The following is an 18583-nucleotide window of genomic DNA, read 5'->3' as shown; positions in this document are numbered from 1 at the left end:
GCCCTGGGGGCGGGACCGCTCGGGCCGGGAAGCGCGCGGGTACGGGGGTGATCACGGCGCTTCCCGGCCGGCGCCCCATGCTTCCGCCCGGCGGCCGCCGCGCGGCAGGGCCGAACAGGTCCCTGACAAGACCCGGGGGCGGGGCCGTTCGGCCCCGACCACGGTCAGGGCCGAACGGCCCCTTCCGGCACGTTCCCGCACGTCGCGTACGCTGCGGACGGCGGGCGGCGGACACGGGCCGCCCCGGTGGACACGAGACGAGAACAGGCGGCCGGACATGTCCGAGACAGCCGACCCGACGACCCGCGCGACGGAACCGGCGGGCCCGACGGCCCGTCCGGCGGCGTGCCCGGCGACTTCGGCGGTGCGTGAGGCGGACCCGGCGGCCCGTGAGGCGGACCCGGCGGTGCGTACGGCCGGCCCGACGACCCGCGCGACGGACTCGGCGGGCACGGTCGGCCCGGCGGCGTGCCCGGTGGCTCCGGCCGCCCGTGGGACGGACCCGGCCGCCCGTGCGGCGGGGCACGGGGTGCGGGACGGGCGGGACGCGCGGCCGGCCGGCGGGTCCGCCGCCTGGCCCCGGCCCGCCGTCCCCGACCGGATGCACGGCCTCCTCACCGCCGTCATGGACCTCGGCCGGGACCTCGAACTCCCGCAGGTGCTGCGCGGCATCGTCGAGGCCGCCGTCAGCCTCACCGACGCCGAGTACGGCGCGCTCGGCGTCATAGACGACCGGAGCCGGCTCTCCCAGTTCCTCACCGTCGGCATGTCCGACGAACTGGCGGCCCGGATCGGCCCGGCCCCCTGCGGCCACGGCATCCTCGGCGAACTCATCCGCAACCCCACCCCGCTGCGCCTGGACGACCTCTCCCGGCACCCCAGCAGCTTCGGCTTCCCCGCCCACCACCCGCCGATGCACACCTTCCTCGGGGCGCCGATCCGGGTCCGCGACGAGGCGTTCGGCAACATCTACCTCACCGAGAAGCGCGGCGGCAAAAGCTTCGACGCCGACGACGAGGCCGTCCTCACCACCCTCTCCATCGCCGCCGGCGTCGCCATCGACAACGCCCGGCTCTACCACGACAGCCGTCGCCGCGAACACCGCCTGGAAGCCCTCGGCGAGATCACCCGCGCCCTCCTCGCGGGCACCGACACCGACGAGGTCCTGGGCCTCATCGCCCGGCGCGCGATGGAGGTCGCCGACGCCGACCTCGTCGCCGTCCTGCTGCCCTCCGAACCTTCCGGGGACCTGACCGTACGGGTCGCGCACGGCGACCTCGCCGACCGGGTCCGGGGCGCGGGCCTGCCCGCCGGGGGCTCCCTCGCGGGCCTCGCCGCCCGCACCCGGGGCCCCGCCGTCACCACCGACGTCCGCACCGACCCCCGCGCCCTGCCCCTCCCGCCCGAGGGCCCCGGCCACGGCGCGCACGGGCCGGTGGTCGCCGTGCCGCTGCCCGTCGACGACGCCGTCTGCGGCGCGCTGCGGCTCAGCCGGCGGGCCGGCCGGCCGGGCTTCGACCCCACCGAGACCGAACTGATCAGCGGCTTCGCCGACCAGGCCGCCATCGCCCTCGAACTCGCCCGCAGGCGCGCCCAGTCCGAGGAACTGGCGGTGCTCCACGACCGCGACCGGATCGCCCGCGACCTCCACGACCTGGCGATCCAGCGGCTGTTCGCCACCGGCATGACGCTCCAGAGCGCGACCCGGGTCATCGAGCGGCCCGACGCCGTCGAACGCGTCACCCGCGCGGTCGACGACCTCGACGCCACCATCCAGATCATCCGCTCGACCATCCTCCAGCTCCGCACGCCCGCCGACGACCGCGCGGGCGGCCCCGCGCTGCGCCGCCGGATGGCCGAGACCGTGCAGCTCGCCGCGCAGCACCTCGGCTTCCCGCCCGCCCTGCGGATCGTCGGACCGGTCGAGTCGAGCGTCCCCGACCACCTCGCGGAGCACGTCCTGGCGGTCACCGCCGAGGCGCTGAGCAACACCGCCCGGCACGCCGGGGCCGGCCGCGCCGAGGTCGTCCTCACCGTGCCGGACACCGCCGACCGGCTGGTCCTCACCGTCACCGACGACGGCGCCGGCCTCGGCGGCGCGGTCCCCACCGGCGGCCTGCGGAACATGGACGCGCGGGCGCGGCAGTGCGGCGGCACCCTCGGCCTGCGGGTCCCCGACGACGGCGGCACCCGGATCGTGTGGAGCGCGCCCCTGCCCGCCGGCTGACGGCCCGCCGGCCGGGCGGGCCCCCGCTCAGGGCAGGTCGTGCGCGTGCTGCTCCCGGAACCGCTCGGCGATCATCGCCGCCTGGATGCGCCGGCCGACGCCCAGCTTGCCGAGGATGGACGAGACGCGGTTCTTCACCGTCTTCTCGGCCAGGAAGAGGCGCTCGGCGATCTGCCGGTTCGTCAGGCCCAGCCCGATCAGGTCGAGGATCTCCAGCTCGCGCGGCGAGAGCCGGTCCAGCTCGGCCGGGACCGCGTCGCGGGGCGCGGCGTCCGTGCCCCGGATCCGGGCCATCACCCGCTCCGTCATCCGCGGGTCGAGCAGGGAGCGCCCGGTGGCCACCGTGCGGACCGCCGCGACCAGGTCCGAGCCGCCGATCTGCTTCAGCACGTACCCCGCCGCACCCGCCATGATCGCGTCGAACAGCGCCTCGTCGTCGTCGAACGAGGTGAGCATCAGGCAGGCCAGGCCCGGCAGTTCGGCCCGCAGCTCGCGGCAGACCGTCACGCCCTCGTGGTCCCCGCCGGACGGGCCGAGCCGCACGTCGAGCACGGCGACGTCCGGGCGGGCGGCGGGCACCCGGGCCAGCGCCTCGCGCGCGTCGGCGGCCTCGCCGACCACGACGATGTCCTCCTCCGCCTCCAGCAGGTCCCGCACGCCCCGCCGCACGACCTCGTGGTCGTCGAGCAGGAAGACCCGGACGGGCCCGGTGGCGGGGACGGACGCGAAGGGGGACGGGGACGTCAAGGGGAACTCCCGGGCAGGGGGCGCGCGGTCGCGCCGACGACGGAGGGGCCCCCGGTACGGGGCGGCCGGGCCGGGAGCGAGCGTCAGTATGGCACCGGGCCCGGCGGGCCCTTCGGCCCCGGTCCCGGGGGGCCGAAAGGCCCTATCGGCCCCCTGCGGCCTCCTGGTCGAATGCCTGCGCACCCCGGAGCGCCGGCCTCCCCGCGGCCCGGCCGTCCCCCGGCCCGCCGCCGGCGCACCGGGGCCCGGTCCGCCCCCGCCCGGGGGCCGTACGGCTCCGGCCGTACCCGGCGCGCCCCCCTGGCCCGGGGCGCGCCACCGGACCGGGCCCGTGCCGATCGGCCCCGCGGCGGTTCGGCCGGTGGAGGGCCGAACGACCCTTCCCCGGTGGGAGCGGGTGCCGTCTACTGGGGCGACCGGGCGCCGAGCCCGCCGCGCGCCGACGGCGGCGCGTCCGTACCGACATCCCGGGAAGGCCCCGTGCACGACGAAGCTGTCCCCGCTCCCGAGCCCGCGTCCGCGCCCGTCCCGCCGGGCGGGCGGCGGACGGTCGACCTCCGGCCCGGCGAGGCGCTCGCGCTCCTCGCCGGGGTCCCGCTCGGGCGGATCGTCTTCACCGAGCAGGCGCTGCCCACGATCCGGCCCGTCAACCACCTCGTCGACGGCGGGGACGTCATCATCCGCACCGGCGAGGGCGCGGCGCTCGCCCGCCGGGCCCGGGAGGCGGGCGAGCGGGGCGTCGTCGTCGCGTACGAGGCCGACGAGATCGACGCCGCGACCCGGCTCGGCTGGAGCGTGGTGGTGACCGGCTACTGCCGCCCGGTCACCGACCCCGGGGAGACGGCCCGCTACACGGAGCTCCTGAAGCCCTGGACCGACCAGCACCGGGAGCAGGTCGTCCGGATCCGGCCCGACCTGATCACCGGCATGCGGCTGGTGCCCTCCGACTGAACCGGGCCCTCAGACGAGGACCGGGACCGGGCGCGGCGCGAGGGGGACCGGGCCGCCGACCGGGTCGTGCCGCAGCCGCTCGGCGGGCGTGCCGGCCGCGGCCAGCCGCTCCACCACCGAGGCCACCATGGCGGGCGGCCCGCTCACGTACGCCACGTGCCCGGACCAGTCGCCGTGCCGGGCCACCGCCTCGGCCGGCGACCCCGCCGCCGGGTCCCCGGGCCGCCCGTCGACCACCGGGACCACCCGCAGCCAGGGCCGTCCCCGCTCCAGCTCCGCGACGGCCGCCGTGTCGTACAGGTCGTCCAGGGTGCGGGCGCAGAGGAAGAGGTGCGCGGTACGGCCCGCGGGGCGCCGCGCGGCCAGCTCCTCGACCAGCGCCTTCGCCGTCGCCCAGCCGGTGCCGCCGGCGACCAGGAGCACGTCCCGCGCCGGGTCGCCGTCCAGGACGGCGGTGCCCCGCGCGGGCCCGAGCCGCAGGGCGTCGCCGGGCCGGGTGCGGTTCACCAGGACGTCGCTGAGCCCGCCGGGCGCGGTGCGGCGGACGTGGAACTCCAGCTCGCCGTCGGGCCGGGGCGCACAGGCGATCGAGTACGGCCGCCAGGCGTGCGGCAGCGCCGGAGACTCGACGCTCGCGTACTGCCCCGCCTCGTAGGGGAAGGGCTCGGCGGTGCGGACCCGCAGCACGGCGAGGCCGGGCCGGCGCAGTTCGTGCCCGGTCACCGTCGCGTTCCAGGAGACGGGCTCGCCCACCGCGCCCTCCGCCCCCGCCACCATGGCGTCGACGGCGAACCGGATCATCCGCAGCCACGCCTCCTCCAGCTCCGGCACCCACCCCGGGCCCGCGCCGCGCCGCAGCCCCTCCGCGAGCGCCGCCTCGAACACCGCGAAGTGCGCGGGCCGGACGCCGAGCTTGCGGTGGTCCCGGCCGAGCCGCCCGCAGAACGCGGCGATCTCGTCGGGCCGGTCCAGGTTCTCGATCAGGAACCAGAAGGCGCGCTCCAGATGGGCCCGCTGGAACTCCATCGAGTCGGGGAAGAGGCCCCGCAGGTACGGGTGCTGCTCGAACATGGCCCGGTAGAGGTGCTCGATCAGCTCCCCGAAGGGCGTCACCAGCGGCAGGTACCGCCGGATCGTCTCCTGGTCGCGGGGGCCGGGGACCGTACCGGCCGCCGGTGCCGGCGCGGTCGCGGCGGGGGCGGCGGCCCGGCCCGGGGAGAGCAGCCGCTGCCGCAGCCGCATCGCGTCCTGCCGGGCGAGGAGCGCGTGGTACTCGCCGTACGCCTCCCCGCCGGCGCCCGGCCGGTGGCCCTCCGCCCCCGGTCGTGCCTCCCACGCGTCGCCCCGCACCGCGGTCGTCATCGCCGACTCCTCCACCTCGTCGTTCACCGTCGCGCCCCGCCGTGTTCGGCCGATCGCAAGATCGCGGACGGAGCGCGCGTCAGTGTGGCACCGCCGCGCCACCGCCGTCCGGCCCCACGGAACGGGGACCGTCGGACCCTGGCGCGAACCGTCCCGAGGGGCTAGACCTCCAGGTCGGGGGCGGTTTCCGGACAGGAGTGCGGGCTCAGTCCCGTACCAGGCAGAAGGGGTGCCCGGCGGGGTCGGCGAGGACGCGCCGGCTCCGCCCGCCGTCCCCGCCGTCGAGCAGGACGGCGCCCCGGCCCAGCGCCTTCTCCTGGGCGCGCTCCAGGTCCGCGACGCCCAGGTCGAGGTGGAACTGCTGGGGCCGGGCGGGATCCGGCCAGTTCGGCGGCCGGTGGTCCGCCACCCGCTGGAAGGCGAGGACGAACCCGTCGTCGAGGTGGAGCGTCGCCCAGTCGTCGTCGAGCGACCAGCGCGGATCCGGCCGGTTCACCTCGCCGCCGAGCAACGAGCGGTAGAAACCGGCGAGTTCACGCACATCGGCGCAGTCGAGCACCACGCACTGCAGTCTGGCGGTCATACGGGGCAGCCTAGGACCGCACACGCCGGGACCGGCACGTCCCGGCGTGTGCGGCGTCGCTCCGCGGTCTTCCGCCCGCATGATCGTCACGGTGGCCGCCCCGTCCGCGCGTTAGCGGGACGGCAGCGGGACGGCAGGGCCGCCGCCGAAGCTGGGGCGCATCACATTCAGGAGGCAGCACATGCGACGACGTACCTTCCTCAAGGGAACCATGATCGGCGCGGCCGCCGGAGCCGTCCCGGTGTCGGCCCTGACCCAGGGCACGGCCTTCGCGGCCGGCACCGTGACCGTCGGCACCATCCCCGCGCTCCAGAGCGCGATCGACGCCGCCGTCCCCGGCGACCGGATCGTCCTGGCCGACGGCACCTACAGTGTCCCCTCCACCGGCATCCGCGTCACGGACAAGCGGGGCACCGCCGGCGCCCCGATCACGATCGTGGCCGCCGGCCGCGGCGGCGCCGTCCTCGACGGAACGGTCGGCTTCGTCCTCTCCCGCTCCTCCGACATCACGATCAGCGGCTTCGCCTTCCGCCAGACCACCACCTTCGCCATCCCCGCGGACTGCCCCCGCATCCGGCTGACCCGCAACGACTTCAAGCTCGCCGACAAGGACGGGCTCGACTGGCTGACGATCCGCGGCGACGACGCCAAGATCGACCGGAACCGCTTCCACGACCGCGGCACCCAGGGCATCTTCGTCGTCGTCGACGGCCCCGGCGCCACGGCCATGGCCCAGCGCACCCAGATCCTCCGCAACCACTTCGCCGACCACTCCTACGCCGGGGACAACGGCGGCGAGTCGATCCGCATCGGCGTCAGCCAGCGGGCCCTGTCCACCGCGAACGCCGTCGTCGAGTACAATCTCTTCGAGCGCTGCGACGGCGACCCCGAGGCGATCTCGGTCAAGTCCTCCGGCAACACGATCCGCTACAACACCCTCCGCTCCGGCCGGGGCGGCATCGTCCTGCGCCACGGCAACGGCAGCGCCGTCGAGGGCAACCACATCCTCGGCGGCGCGAACGGCATCCGCCTGTACGGCAACGACCACCGGGTGGTGAACAACCACGTCTCCGGCACGACCTCCCGGGGCATCGTCATCGGCAGCGGCAGCACCCGCGACCACACCCCGGACGAGACCGGCGAGGAGCGGCGCGGGAACGACGCCTGCGACCGGGCCGTCATCGCCCACAACACCCTGGTCGGCAACACCAAGACCCTGTGGGGCGAGAGCCGGACCCACGAGCCGAGGGACGTCGTCGTCGCCGACAACATCCTCGTCGCCTCCACCGGCACCCTCGTCGGCCTGAACGCCACCAGCGGTTTCGTCTGGCGGGGCAACATCCTCTGGGGCGCCGCCGCCGACGGCACCGCCCCGGCGGGCGGCTTCCGCCGCGTCGACCCGCTGCTCCGCCAGGACGCCGACGGCGTGTACCGCCTCACCGCGGGCAGCCCGGCCGTCGACGCCGCCGCCTACACCGGCCTCACCCTGACCGAGGACGCCGACGGCCACCCCCGGACCGGCACCCGGGACGTCGGCGCCGACGAGTACTCCACCCTGGCCCCGGTCCGCCGCCCCCTGACGCCGGCCGACGTCGGCCCGAACGCCTCCTGACCCCCCGTCCGGGGGACCGGCCGTGACCCCGGCCCCCCGGACGGCCCGCCGGCCGCTACCAGCGGTTGCGGGCCTCCTCCGCCCAGCCGACCAGACCGTCCAGGGAGACCTCCGTGCCGTCGTCGGCCAGGGCACGGCCGGAGAAGCGGCCGAAGCACTGGTGCGTCTCGTTCGCCACGACGCCCAGGTTCATGCGGGACACCTTCTCGTGGAACGGCTCGAAGCGGGCCGTCACCCGCTCCCCGTCGATCCGCCACGGCCGCAGCCAGTCCGACCGGTCGTAGCTCCACCGCAGCTCCTCCCCGATCTTGTGCAGCCGGCCGTCGACGACCAGGGCGTTCTCGGTCAGGCCCGTGCCGTCCGTCCACTTCCCGCCGAACTGCACAGCCCGGCCCGGCGCCGCCCCGGCCGCCCAGTTCCAGGTGACCGCGTACGGCCACCGGCCCCGGCCGTGGTCCAGGACCGCGAACGCCTCCGGGCCGCCCACCTGGTGCGTCTCGCCGCGCAGCTCCAGCGTGCCGCGCACCGGGCGGCCGACGTCCTTGACCGTGTACTGGAAGCGGGTGCGGCTCCACGGCACCACCACGCCCAGCGACTCGTGCCCCGGCGGCAGCGGCACCTCGACGGCCAGGCGCACCCCGTCCGCCACCGCGCGGACCGAGGCGCCCTCCGGCCCCTGCCGGACGCCGATCGCCAGACCGCCGCCGCGCACCTCGACCTCGCCCTCGCCGCCGCGCGCCGGGAAGCGCGCGCCCCGGGCGAGCGGCACCACCGCGTCCCAGGAGCTCTCCCGGCCGGTGGCCCGTTCCAGCACGTAGATCCCGTGCACGCCCGCGTAGTCGAGCGAGGAGGCGACCAGGCCGACGATGTGGTCCGGGGTGACGATCCCCCAGTACTCCCAGCGCTTGGTACGGCCCCAGCCGCGCAGGTTCGCGCGGTGCAGCGGGCGCCGGGTCCAGCCGACCGCGGCCGGGTTCAGCCGGCCGTCCGGGAGGCACAGGTCGACGGGGGAGGTGAGCTCCGGCTCGTGTGTCATCCGCGCAGGATAACCGCGCGCCCCGACCGCCCGGCGCCGCCCCGGGCACGCGGCCGGCGGACGACCGCGCACGGGTCCGGGGCCGGTCGCGCACGGGTTGCGAGGACGACCGCGCAGAGGTCTCCACGCCGGTCGCGCACGGGTCTCCGGGCCGGCCGCGCACGGTACCTGACTCTTCGTCAGTTCTGTGCGATCCTCCGCCCATGACCGCAGCCCCCCGGCCCCCGCGCCCCTCCGGTCCCGCCCCCGACGTCCTCGCCCCGGCCCGCCTCGGCCCCGTCCGGCTGCGCAACCGGACCATCAAGGCGGCCACCTTCGAGGGCCTCACCCCCGACGGCCTCGTCACCGACGCGCTCATCGACTACCACCTGCGCCCCGCCGCCGGAGGCGTCGGCATGACCACCGTCGCGTACTGCGCCGTCGCCCCCGAGGGCCGCACCCAGCGCGCCCAGCTCTGGATGCGCCCCGAGGCGCTGCCCGGACTGCGCCGGCTCACCGACGCCGTCCACGCGGCCGGCGCCGCCGTCTCGCTCCAGCTCGGCCACGCCGGACCGGTCGCCGACGCCCGCTCCAACCGGCTGCCCTCGCTCTCCCCGACCGGCGGCTTCAGCCCGGTCAGCCTGCGCCGCGACCGGGCCGCCACCGAGGAGGACCTGCGCCGCGTGGTGGCCGCCCACGCCTCCGCCGCCCGGCTGGCGGTCGAGGCCGGCGCCGACGCGGTGGAGCTGCACCTCGGCCACAACTACCTGGCCAGCGCCTTCCTCAGCCCCCGGCTCAACCGCCGCACCGACGCCTACGGCGGCCCGCTGCGCCACCGCGCCCGGCTCGCCCTCGACCTCGCCCGCGCCGTCCGGGAGGAGGTCGGCGACCGCATCGCGATCACCGCCAAGCTCAACATGAGCGACGGCGTGCGCGGCGGCCTCGTCCCCGAGGACAGCCTCCAGGTGGCGCGCTGGCTCCAGGAGGAGGGCTCGGTGGACGCCCTGACGCCGACCGCCGGGAGCTCGCTGCTCAATCCGATGTACCTGTTCCGGGGCGACGCCCCGCTGAAGGAGTTCGCGGCGGCCTTCCCGCTGCCGCAGCGGCTCGGCCTGCGCACGGTCGGCCGCTCGTTCCTGCGGACGTACCCGTACGAACCGCTCTATCTGCTGGAGCGCGCCCGGGAGTTCCGCGCCGCGCTCGCGCTGCCGCTGGTGCTGCTCGGCGGAGTCACCGACCGGGAGGGGATGGACCGGGCCATGGCCGAGGGCTTCGCGTTCGTCGCGATGGCCCGCGCGCTGCTGCGCGAACCCGATCTGGTGCGCCGCGTCGGCGAGGATCCGGGGACCCGGTCGCGCTGCGTGCACTGCAACCTCTGTATGCCCACCATCTACACGGGCACCCACTGTCCGCCGGCCGCCGGGGACTGACCCGCGCGGCGGGGTGCGGAGGGGGTGGGGTGTGGGGGGAACGTGGGGGAGTGGGGGGTGGCGGGGCGGACGGCCTCAGTCCGACTGCTTCGCGGCGCGCAGGTGGAGGGCGCGCAGAGCGGCTTCGAGGGCGAAGCGGTGCTCGGGGTCGTGCAGCCGGTCACCGAAGTGGTGGTCCAGGTTCCGCAGCCGGTAGCGGACGGTCTGGGCGTGCACGCCGAGCAGTTCGCCGACCTGTTCGGCGGGGGCCCGGGTGGAGACGTGCACCCGCAGGGTCTCGATCAGCCGTTCGCGCCGGGAGCCGGAGAGGGAGTCCAGCGGGGCCAGTTCGCGGGTGGCGAGGTGGTCCGTCAGGGCGGGGTCGGAGAGCAGCCATAACGTTGTCAGGTGCTCGTCGCAGTGGACGACGGGGGCGTCCGGCACCACGCCCTCGTCGATGAGCTGGAGCAGTCGGCGCGCCCATCGCAGCGAGTGCGCGGCCTGTGCGGACGGCACGGTCGGGCCGATGACGGCGGGCGTGCCGCCGAGCGCCGCCTCCAGCATCGCCAGCCGCTCGCCGGTGAGGGGCCCGGGGACGAGCAGGTGCGGCTGGGGCAGGGTCGGGTCGGCCAGCACGTCCCGGTCGAGCGCGGGCGGCACGAGGTCGGCGGCCGGCGGCCGCAGGGCGACCAGGGCGCATTCGGCGGGCAGCTCCCAGCCGGCCTCCCGGCACAGCTCGGCGATGGCCCCCTGGGGCAGCGGCGGACCGGCGACCACCAGGTGCAGGAGTTGTCTTCGCAGTGCCGCCGTGTCGGAGACGCCCCGGGCCTGGACCGCGAGATAGCCCTCGCGGGACAGCGCCTCCAACTCGTCCACGTAGGCGAAGAGGGCGTCGGCGAAGGCCAGGATCAGGGTGGGGGAGAGGTTGTAGGTGCGGCCGATGTACTTGGCCCGGCGCAGCGCGATCCGGGCGCCGAGGCGGTACGCCCCCTGGAGGGAGTCCAGGTCGCGCCCCTCGTACGCCTCGACCCGGCCGAACTTGCGCAGCAGGTCGTCGCGGAGGGCCGATTTCGCGGTGGGGTTGGCCACCCGCTCGACGAAGGCGGTCAGGGCCTGCTCGACGCCCTGGCGGATGGCGTCGACGTGGGGCCCGGCGAAGAGATGGGCGTACACGGGGTAGGTCCGCTGGACCTCCACGCCGATCTCCTTGATGAGTCCCGGGATCTCCGGGCGCATCAGTTCGGCGAACTCCCTGGGGAGGGGGTCGAGCGGCTCGCCGAGGTTCTGGGGGTGTGTGATGGCGGTCATGAACCGATCCCTTGCTCTCTGGGTGACCGGTGCGGAATGAGCGCGGCGCCCAACCTGGCGTGGTGGGCGCCGCCGAAACCGTCAGGTGTGTACCAACGGGAACTGCTGAAGTTAGATCAACTACTCGTTGCTGTACACAACTTGAGCAAGAGTTGTTGCGTGGAGGGGGCACGGTCCGCCCAGTAGGCCGGTTATCGCCCCCGGGTGGCCGTTACTTGACGGCGGAGTGCCAGTTCTGGGACAGGACCTTGCCCGCGTCGGGGGCGGAGAGACCGGGCGCGAACAGGCCGGCGAGGTGGGTCTGGGTGTTGTTGAGGACGAGCTTGTTCTTGCCGGCGGCGGCGGGCAGCCCCGTCTTGAGGTTGACGGCGGCGTCGATCACGCCGAACCAGCCCAGGCCGCAGCCGCTCGCCCCGGGGACGGCGAAGCTGTCGTCGTACTGGGTGGAGCCGAGGAGGTTCAGGCGGCTCATGGAGCCCTCGTCGTTGGGGGTGCCGTCGCCGTTGAAGACCTCGAAGCCGAACTCGGGCGCGTTGGCGTTCTTCGGGCGCAGCAGGATCGGGTCGGCCTTCGACCCGATGTAGCAGTTGTCGCCGAGGAAGGGGTTCTGGAGCCGGATGCGGACCGGGACGGTCACGATCGGCTGGTCGGTGACGACGCCCGCGATCTGGTCGAAGTTCGAGGGGGCGCCGGCCGACTCCATGGTCGCGGTGATCTTGTTGAGCTTGGCGTCCGACAGCTTCCGGCAGATGTCGGTGATGAAGGGGATGTCGCTCGGGCACATCAGGCCCATCAGCCCGCCGGGCACCGTGGCCGAGTCCGCGATCAGCGAGCTGCCCGAGGTCCCCACGACGGAGCTGGTGCCGTCGAGGTTCTGGATGGCACCGAACTGGAGGTTGGTCTTCCCGGTGACCACCGTCGTGTTGCCCAGCTTGATGGTGCCGCTGAGGGAGTACGAGACGACGCACTGCGGGGTGGCGTCGATGCCGTCCGTGGCGAGCATCGCCGGGGCGTCCACCGGGCACCGGTCGAGCGGCGCCCAGCTGCCGTTCAGCTGCGGGGTGGCGGCGGTCGCCGTGCCCATGGCGGCGAAGGAGCCGAGGGCGGTGAGGGCGGAGACGGCGGCCAGCTTGGTGCGGGGGGAGACGAGGGGCATGGCGGGGCCTTCCTGGGAGACGGGTGAGGGGCGGAGGGGAGAACAGGGGGGCGGTACGGGGACGGGTCAGCGCTCGGCCCTGGGGACCTGGTACGGCTGTCCGTCGTCGGTGCACTCGGGGTTGATCGGGGGGAACGGATTGAGGATGTTGCAGGTCTGGCCCTGGATCTGCCGGACGTAGTTGTCGGAACCGGAGATGGAGGCGGTGAGCAGCCGGTCGAGGTTCTCGCCCTTCGCGCCGCAGCCCTTGAAGGCGGGGATGGTCACCTTGCCGACGAGCGGGCCGCCGCCGGTGAGGAGGTAGCCCTTGGCGTCCCCGCCGAACGTGGACAGGCCCTTGCCCACCAGGACCATGTGGTCTCCCGGATACGTGGCGGGGTCCGGCTCGGTGGAGGAGAGCGGCTTCTCCGTGCGGCAGGAGGGGCCGACGTCCAGCTTCGTGCCGTTGACCCGGGCGTCGAGGACGCGCAGGACCAGGGGGACGCGGACGTACGTCTCGCTGATGTTGTACGGGTAGGACAGGAGGGTGTCCGAGTAGAGGGCCATGGGCCCCGCCTGTTCCAGGACCAGGGTCGCGGTGGTCGGAGCGAAACCGAAGGTCAGGAAGGTCCCCTTGAAGGGCGGTGTCTCCTGGCGCCCCTGGGTGGAGAGGCGCCCCACCGCCTTGTTGATCAGGTGGGTCTCCGGCTCCTCCTCGGTCCCGCCGAAGACGATCTCCGGATCGCCCTGCTCCATCAGGACGCAGGTCAGGGGGATGAGGGAGGCCCCGTCCTGCTTCCGTACGTTGGAGTAGCCGGTGATGTAGGCCGACAGCGACATGGGGGTGGGGTCCTTGGTGACACAGGGGGGCGCGGCCGGCCGGGGCGCCGGGGCGCCGGGCGTGTCCTCGTCGGCCGCCTTCAGCCCCTCGTCCGCCCGCGGCCCGGCGCCCGGGTCCTCCGTCGCGGTGCCCGCCGTGTCTCCCGGGGCCGCCGGGTCCGAGGGGAGCGGCGGCAGCGGGAGGCCCGGAACGGGGCTCGACGGGGAGGAGGCGTCCGGGGACGGCGCCGCCGTGCCCGGACCGCCGGTGGGGGCGCCGGCGCCGACCGGGACCCGGGCGAACACCGTACGGCCCTCCGCGTCGGGGGCGGGAGCGCAGGCGACGGAGAGGGAGGCGGGGACGGTGGCCGCGCCCTCGGCCGTGCTCAGTGCGAGGTCCACCCCGAACGCCCCTGCCGTGAGGGAGAGTTCGCCCTCGGTCCCGGTCGTCAGGGAGGACACGTCCCCGGTCGTGGTAAGCGTGAGGGGGCCCTCGGCGGGGACGGCGACGGGCTGCGCCGTGCCGCTCCACGTCGCCTCCGCGCGCTGCTCGCCCTGGGCCACGCCGACCGCGAGCCGGCTCTCCGCCCGTACGGTGGCGGCCTTGAGCGCGGTCAGCTCGGCCACGGCCGCGCCGGGGAACTCCACCGTCGTGGTGACGTCGGCCGGCCGGATCTCCTCGCCGGCCTCCGCCCGCTCGGGGAAGGCGGCCGTGATCCGCACCGTCGCGGGCTGCGGCCCCGAGGGCAGGGTGCAGACGTAGGGCAGCGCGGCGTCGACCTTCAGCGTCCCGACGGCGACGGCCGCGGCCGGAAGCAGAGGGGCGAGCGCCACGAACGCGGCGATCGTCGCACCGCGCACGCGGGCGCGGGAGGAACGAGGGGTGGGCCGGGGGCCTTTCATCTGGTGCTCCGCTCGGGTCGTTCGGGAACGCGGGGGTGGTGCCGTGCCGGGACGAGGGGGTTACGGGTTGGTGCCGACGGCGATCGGCGGGGTGCCGCCGGGGTTGACCAGGTAGTCGCCCTTGAAGGTGGGCTTGGCGCCGACCGGGGCGACCGTGCCGCAGCCGGACGACGAGACGACGGTGAGCTCGCCCGCCGCGCCGGCGACCGAGAACAGGCCGGTGATGACGGCGATCGCCGCCGGGTTGCCGGTGGCGTTCTGCGTCCGCCCCGAGGCGGTGGACTTCCCGCACGTCAGCGCGAGGCCGCCGAGGAAGAGCGAGACGTTCCCGCGGTTGACCGCCGTGAAGCCGCCGGAAGGAGTGACGGTCCAGGTGGTCGACGGCACCGCGGAGGCCGGGACGGCCGTGAGGGCGAGCGTGGCCGCGGTCGCGGTGACGGCGAGTCTTCCGGTCGGCTTCTTCACGGCGGGGCCTCCTGGGGCGGCGGGGACGGTCGGGAACGCGGACAGGCCCGCGCCCGCCCGGCCGGGGTCACCGGCCGGACGGACGCGGGGTCCTGAGCCCTTACGGGTTCGAGCCGACGATCGTCGGGATGGCGGTGCCCGCCTTGAAGAGGTACTTGCCCTTGAAGGTGGGCTTGGCGCCGACCGGGACGGCCGAGCCGCAGCCGGACGACGTGACGACGGTGAGCTCGCCCGCGAGGCTGTTGACGGTGAGCGCGCCCGTCGAGTTGGTGTAGGTGGAGGACGCCTTGCCCGTCACGCGGAAGTTGCAGGCGCCGACGGAGACGTTGGCGTCGACGTTGCCGACGTAGCCCGAGGTGACACCGGTCGCGGCGTTGTAGTCCTGGGCCACGATCGTCCAGGGGGTCACCGGGACGGCGGTCACGGGGCCGAGGACGCTGGTGCAGGGCGCCCCGGTGGCACCGAAGACCATGGTGGTGATGGTGCCGACGGTGGCCGGGTTGCCGGTGGTGCTCGCACCGGTGCCCGCGCCGTTCGACTTCGTACACGTCATGGTGATGCCGTTGACGCTGAGGGCGACGTTGCCGCTGTTGAGCGCGGTGATGCTGGCCGGGGACGGGCTGACGGTCCAGACCGTCGAGGGCACGGCCGAGGCCGGCGAGACCGCGAGGGCGAAGGCGGCGGAGGCGCCACCGGCGACGACGGCGAGGTTTCTGATCGACTTCTTCATGACTCTGGGACTCTCCTTGGGGATTGACCGGCAGAGGGGTGGCCGCGACGGGGACGAGCGGCCGGAGGCGGCTCGACGTTTCCCTGGCCGCGCCACCAGACGTTACTTGCGGGAAACTTGGCTGAACAATGGCACCGACCATGATTCTTTGAAGAGGTCCATTGCCTGTCAGGCGGGTGAGTGGTAGCCGGAATCCGGTTGGTTCTCGGGTGCGCATTGTCGACAATTATGATCGATCATGAAGCACTTGTGCGGAGAATCCTCACTTCCGTGCGGGCGTCGGCCGCGGAAGAACGCGCCACGCTCTCCCCGGTGACAATCACCGGGCCCCGATTGTGTTCCCGATGACAGGAACCCCGCATTCCGCACCCCATTGCAGAAAACTCCCCACTCGCGTATTGCTCCGGGAGGTTACCGGGCCGTAGCGTTCGCCGGGCGGCGCCCAGCCGCAGGTCGGCGCGCTCCGTGAGCCGCCCTGCGGCGGACGCGCCCGCCCCGGTCTCCCGGCCGGGGCGGGCACGCCCGCAGGCCGGAACCACGCCGCGCCGGCCCCTCGGGGCAGGCGGCACCCCTGTCTCCCCGGAGACAAGAACCGACCGCGCCTTTGTCTCCCCGATGACAAATAAAGAAGCGGATCAAGGATTTTGCGCCATGCCTATTGTCCGGGTGATCGGCACCGACTTAACGTGCGCCCGCGGTGCACGCCCGACGCGGGCTTGCTGGAGGTGGAATGGGAATCGAAGTAGCCGTTGAGGGTCTGACCATGTCCTTCGGCAAGCAGAACATCTGGCAGGACGTGTCACTGACATTGCCGGCCGGAGAAGTGAGCGTCATGCTCGGGCCTTCCGGCACCGGCAAGACGGTCTTCCTGAAATCGCTCATCGGGCTCCTCAAGCCCCAGCAGGGACGCGTCCTCATCAACGGCGTCGACATGGTCAACAGCCCCGAGAAGGACATCTACGAGACCCGGAAACTCTTCGGCCTCATGTTCCAGGACGGAGCCCTCTTCGGCTCCATGACCCTGTTCGACAACATCGCCTTCCCACTGCGCGAGCACACCCGCAAGCGGGAGTCCGAGATCCGCCGCATCGTCATGGAGCGGATCGAACTCGTCGGCCTCCTCGGCGCCGAGGGCAAGCTCCCCGGCGAGATCAGCGGCGGCATGCGCAAGCGCGCCGGCCTGGCCCGCGCCCTCGTCCTCGACCCGCAGATCGTCCTCTGCGACGAGCCCGACTCCGGCCTCGACCCGGTCCGCACCGCCTACCTCTCCCAGCTCCTCATCGACCTCAACGCGCGGATCGACGCGACGATGCTGATCGTCACCCACAACCTGGACATCGCCGCCACCGTCCCCGACAACATGGGGATGTTCTTCCGGCGCAACCTGGTCACCTTCGGCCCCCGCGAAGTCCTCCTCACCAGCGAGGAACCGGTCGTCACCCAGTTTCTCGCCGGCCGCCGCGAAGGCCCCATCGGCATGTCCGAGGAGAAGGACGCCGCCACCCTCGCCGCCGAGGCCGACGCCCCCGCCCCGCACCTGACGGCTGGCCCCCGCGTCATCGTCCCGCAGCTGGAGCCCTCGCCCGGCCTCCCGCCGCGCGCCGCCGTCGCCCGCCGCCGCGAACGCGTCCTCGGCATGCTCGACCGGCTCCCGCCCGCCGCCCGCGCCGCCATCCAGGACACCTACGCGCGCGGCGGCACGGCCCCCACCCTGACCAAGCCCGCACCCGGGAGCGGCTCGTGATCGGCGGGGCGCTGCGGCAGACCGGACGCCTCTTCGCCCTCGCCGCCGAGGTGACCCGGGCCGTCTTCCGACGCCCCTTCCAGTTCCGCGAGTTCATCGAGCAGTTCTGGTTCGTCGCCAGCGTCACCATCCTGCCGGCCGCCCTCGTCTCCATCCCCTTCGGCGCCGTCATCGCCCTCCAGGTCGGCTCGCTCACCCAGCAGCTCGGCGCCCAGTCCTTCACCGGCGGCGCCAGCGTCCTCGCCGTCATCCAGCAGGCCAGCCCGCTCATCGTCGCCCTGCTGATCGCCGGCGCCGGAGGCTCCGCCATCTGCGCCGACCTCGGCTCCCGCAAGATCCGCGAGGAGCTGGACGCGATGGAGGTCATGGGCGTCTCGCCGGTCCAGCGCCTGGTCGTCCCGCGCGTCCTCGCCACCATGGCCGTCGCCGTGCTCCTCAACGGCATGGTCTCCGTCGTCGGCACCCTCGGCGGCTACTTCTTCAACATCGTCCTCCAGGACGGCACCCCCGGCGCGTACCTCTCCAGCTTCTCCGCCCTCGCCCAGCTCCCCGACCTGTACATCAGCGAACTCAAGGCGCTGATCTTCGGGTTCATCGCGGGCATCGTCGCCGCCTACCGCGGCCTCAACCCCCGGGGCGGCCCCAAGGGCGTCGGCGACGCCGTCAACCAGTCGGTCGTCATCACCTTCCTCCTGCTCTTCTTCGTCAACATGGTGCTGACCGGCATCTACCTCCAGATCGTCCCGCCGAAGGGAGGCTGAGGCCGATGGCCTCCCCGTTCGCCTGGCTCGACCGGTCCGGTGACCAGTTCCTGTTCTACGTGCGCGCCCTGCTCTGGATCCCCCGGACCCTGCGCCGCTACCTCAAGGAGGTCCAGCGCCTCCTCGCCGAGGTCGCCTTCGGCTCCGGAGGACTCGGCGTCATCGGCGGCACCATCGGCGTCATGATCGCGATGACGCTGTTCACCGGCACCGTCGTCGGCCTCCAGGGCTACGCCGCCCTCGACCAGATCGGCACCGCCGCCTTCACCGGCTTCGTCTCCGCCTACTTCAACACCCGCGAGATCGCGCCCCTCGTCGCCGGACTCGCCCTCTCCGCGACCGTCGGCGCCGGCTTCACCGCCCAGCTCGGCGCCATGCGGATCAACGAGGAGGTCGACGCCCTCGAAGGCATGGGCATCCGCTCCATGCCCTACCTGGTGACCACCCGCATCATCGCCGGCGTCGTCGCGATCATCCCGCTCTACGCGATCGGACTGCTCTCCTCCTACCTGGCCTCCCGCTCCATCACCGTCCTCTTCAACGGCCAGTCCCAGGGCACGTACGACCACTACTTCAACCTCTTCCTGTCCCCGACGGACGTCCTCCTCTCGGTGCTCAAAGTGCTGATCTTCAGCGTGATGGTGATCGTCGCCCACTGCTACTACGGCTTCCGCGCCTCCGGCGGCCCCGCCGGCGTCGGCATCGCCGTCGGCCGCTCCGTGCGCAACGCCATCGTGCTGATCAGCGTCACCGACTTCTTCCTGTCGCTGGCCCTCTGGGGCGCGACCACGACCGTGAAGGTGGCGGGGTGA

At 74.1% G+C, this 18583-nt stretch carries 16 protein-coding genes; 7 read left to right on the top strand and 9 right to left on the bottom strand.

The genetic code is table 11. From position 1 onward, the window contains the following. The first annotated feature begins 601 nt into the window (after positions 1–601). Positions 602–2227: a sensor histidine kinase gene (locus IE219_RS19800; RefSeq protein ID WP_189979649.1), complete on the top strand. Its 1626-nt coding sequence runs from the start codon at positions 602–604 to the stop codon at positions 2225–2227. A 27-nt stretch (positions 2228–2254) separates the two neighbouring features. On the opposite strand, the gene IE219_RS19795 is transcribed toward IE219_RS19800, so the two are convergent. After that, entirely contained in the window at positions 2255–2974 is a 720-nt protein-coding gene (locus IE219_RS19795) for a response regulator (protein WP_189979276.1), read from the bottom strand. Positions 2975–3454: 480 nt separating this feature from the next. On the opposite strand from IE219_RS19795, the gene IE219_RS31825 reads away from it, so the two are divergent. Beyond that, on the top strand, positions 3455–3925 hold the full coding sequence (locus IE219_RS31825) for a pyridoxamine 5'-phosphate oxidase family protein (RefSeq protein ID WP_229849877.1): 471 nt from the start codon (positions 3455–3457) through the stop codon (positions 3923–3925). Between the two features lie 9 nt (positions 3926–3934). Here IE219_RS31825 and IE219_RS19785 read toward each other — a convergent pair whose 3' ends face one another. Next, entirely contained in the window at positions 3935–5314 is a 1380-nt protein-coding gene (locus tag IE219_RS19785; RefSeq protein ID WP_308434032.1) for a globin domain-containing protein, read from the bottom strand. A 178-nt stretch (positions 5315–5492) separates the two neighbouring features. Further along, positions 5493–5870: a VOC family protein gene (locus tag IE219_RS19780; protein ID WP_189979272.1), complete on the bottom strand. Its 378-nt coding sequence runs from the start codon at positions 5868–5870 to the stop codon at positions 5493–5495. 181 nt (positions 5871–6051) lie between these two features. Between IE219_RS19780 and IE219_RS19775 the strand changes: the two genes are divergently transcribed. After that, the gene (locus IE219_RS19775; RefSeq protein WP_189979270.1) at positions 6052–7482 is read left to right on the top strand and encodes a polysaccharide lyase 6 family protein; all 1431 of its coding nucleotides are present in this window, start codon (positions 6052–6054) and stop codon (positions 7480–7482) included. A 55-nt stretch (positions 7483–7537) separates the two neighbouring features. Here the strand turns inward: IE219_RS19775 and IE219_RS19770 are convergent, their stop codons facing one another. After that, positions 7538–8518, bottom strand: coding sequence for a DUF2804 domain-containing protein (locus tag IE219_RS19770; protein ID WP_189979268.1), 981 nt, complete (start codon positions 8516–8518; stop codon positions 7538–7540). A 203-nt stretch (positions 8519–8721) separates the two neighbouring features. On the opposite strand from IE219_RS19770, the gene IE219_RS19765 reads away from it, so the two are divergent. Beyond that, entirely contained in the window at positions 8722–9927 is a 1206-nt protein-coding gene (locus IE219_RS19765) for an NADH:flavin oxidoreductase (RefSeq protein WP_189979265.1), read from the top strand. 75 nt (positions 9928–10002) lie between these two features. Here the strand turns inward: IE219_RS19765 and IE219_RS19760 are convergent, their stop codons facing one another. From IE219_RS19760 to IE219_RS19740, 5 genes are all read right to left on the bottom strand, one after another. Next, positions 10003–11214 (bottom strand): PucR family transcriptional regulator, encoded by a 1212-nt coding sequence (locus IE219_RS19760; RefSeq protein WP_189979263.1) that lies wholly within the window; start codon positions 11212–11214, stop codon positions 10003–10005. 211 nt (positions 11215–11425) lie between these two features. Next, entirely contained in the window at positions 11426–12370 is a 945-nt protein-coding gene (locus IE219_RS19755) for a hypothetical protein (protein ID WP_189979261.1), read from the bottom strand. A 66-nt stretch (positions 12371–12436) separates the two neighbouring features. Then, the gene (locus IE219_RS19750) at positions 12437–14002 is read right to left on the bottom strand and encodes a DUF6801 domain-containing protein (RefSeq protein ID WP_308434031.1); all 1566 of its coding nucleotides are present in this window, start codon (positions 14000–14002) and stop codon (positions 12437–12439) included. A gap of 129 nt (positions 14003–14131) precedes the next feature. Continuing rightward, entirely contained in the window at positions 14132–14536 is a 405-nt protein-coding gene (locus tag IE219_RS19745) for a hypothetical protein (protein WP_189979257.1), read from the bottom strand. Positions 14537–14636: 100 nt separating this feature from the next. After that, on the bottom strand, positions 14637–15266 hold the full coding sequence (locus IE219_RS19740; RefSeq protein ID WP_189979255.1) for a hypothetical protein: 630 nt from the start codon (positions 15264–15266) through the stop codon (positions 14637–14639). Between the two features lie 730 nt (positions 15267–15996). Between IE219_RS19740 and IE219_RS19735 the strand changes: the two genes are divergently transcribed. From IE219_RS19735 to IE219_RS19725, 3 genes are read left to right on the top strand one after another with little or no spacing between them, the layout of a single operon-like run. After that, positions 15997–17010 (top strand): ABC transporter ATP-binding protein, encoded by a 1014-nt coding sequence (locus IE219_RS19735; RefSeq protein ID WP_189979252.1) that lies wholly within the window; start codon positions 15997–15999, stop codon positions 17008–17010. After that, a complete protein-coding gene (locus IE219_RS19730) occupies positions 17007–17771 on the top strand; it encodes an MlaE family ABC transporter permease (protein WP_189979243.1) in 765 nt (254 codons plus the stop codon). The genes IE219_RS19735 and IE219_RS19730 overlap by 4 nt, the downstream gene beginning before the upstream one ends. A 5-nt stretch (positions 17772–17776) precedes the next feature. Beyond that, positions 17777–18583: an MlaE family ABC transporter permease gene (locus IE219_RS19725; protein WP_189979241.1), complete on the top strand. Its 807-nt coding sequence runs from the start codon at positions 17777–17779 to the stop codon at positions 18581–18583.

The organism is Streptomyces termitum, from assembly GCF_014650175.1.
In the GTDB taxonomy this organism is placed as follows: Bacteria; Actinomycetota; Actinomycetes; order Streptomycetales; family Streptomycetaceae; genus Streptomyces; species Streptomyces termitum.
The sequence above is the reverse complement of the archived record's forward strand: the minus strand, read 5'-3'. Positions and strand labels throughout refer to the sequence as shown.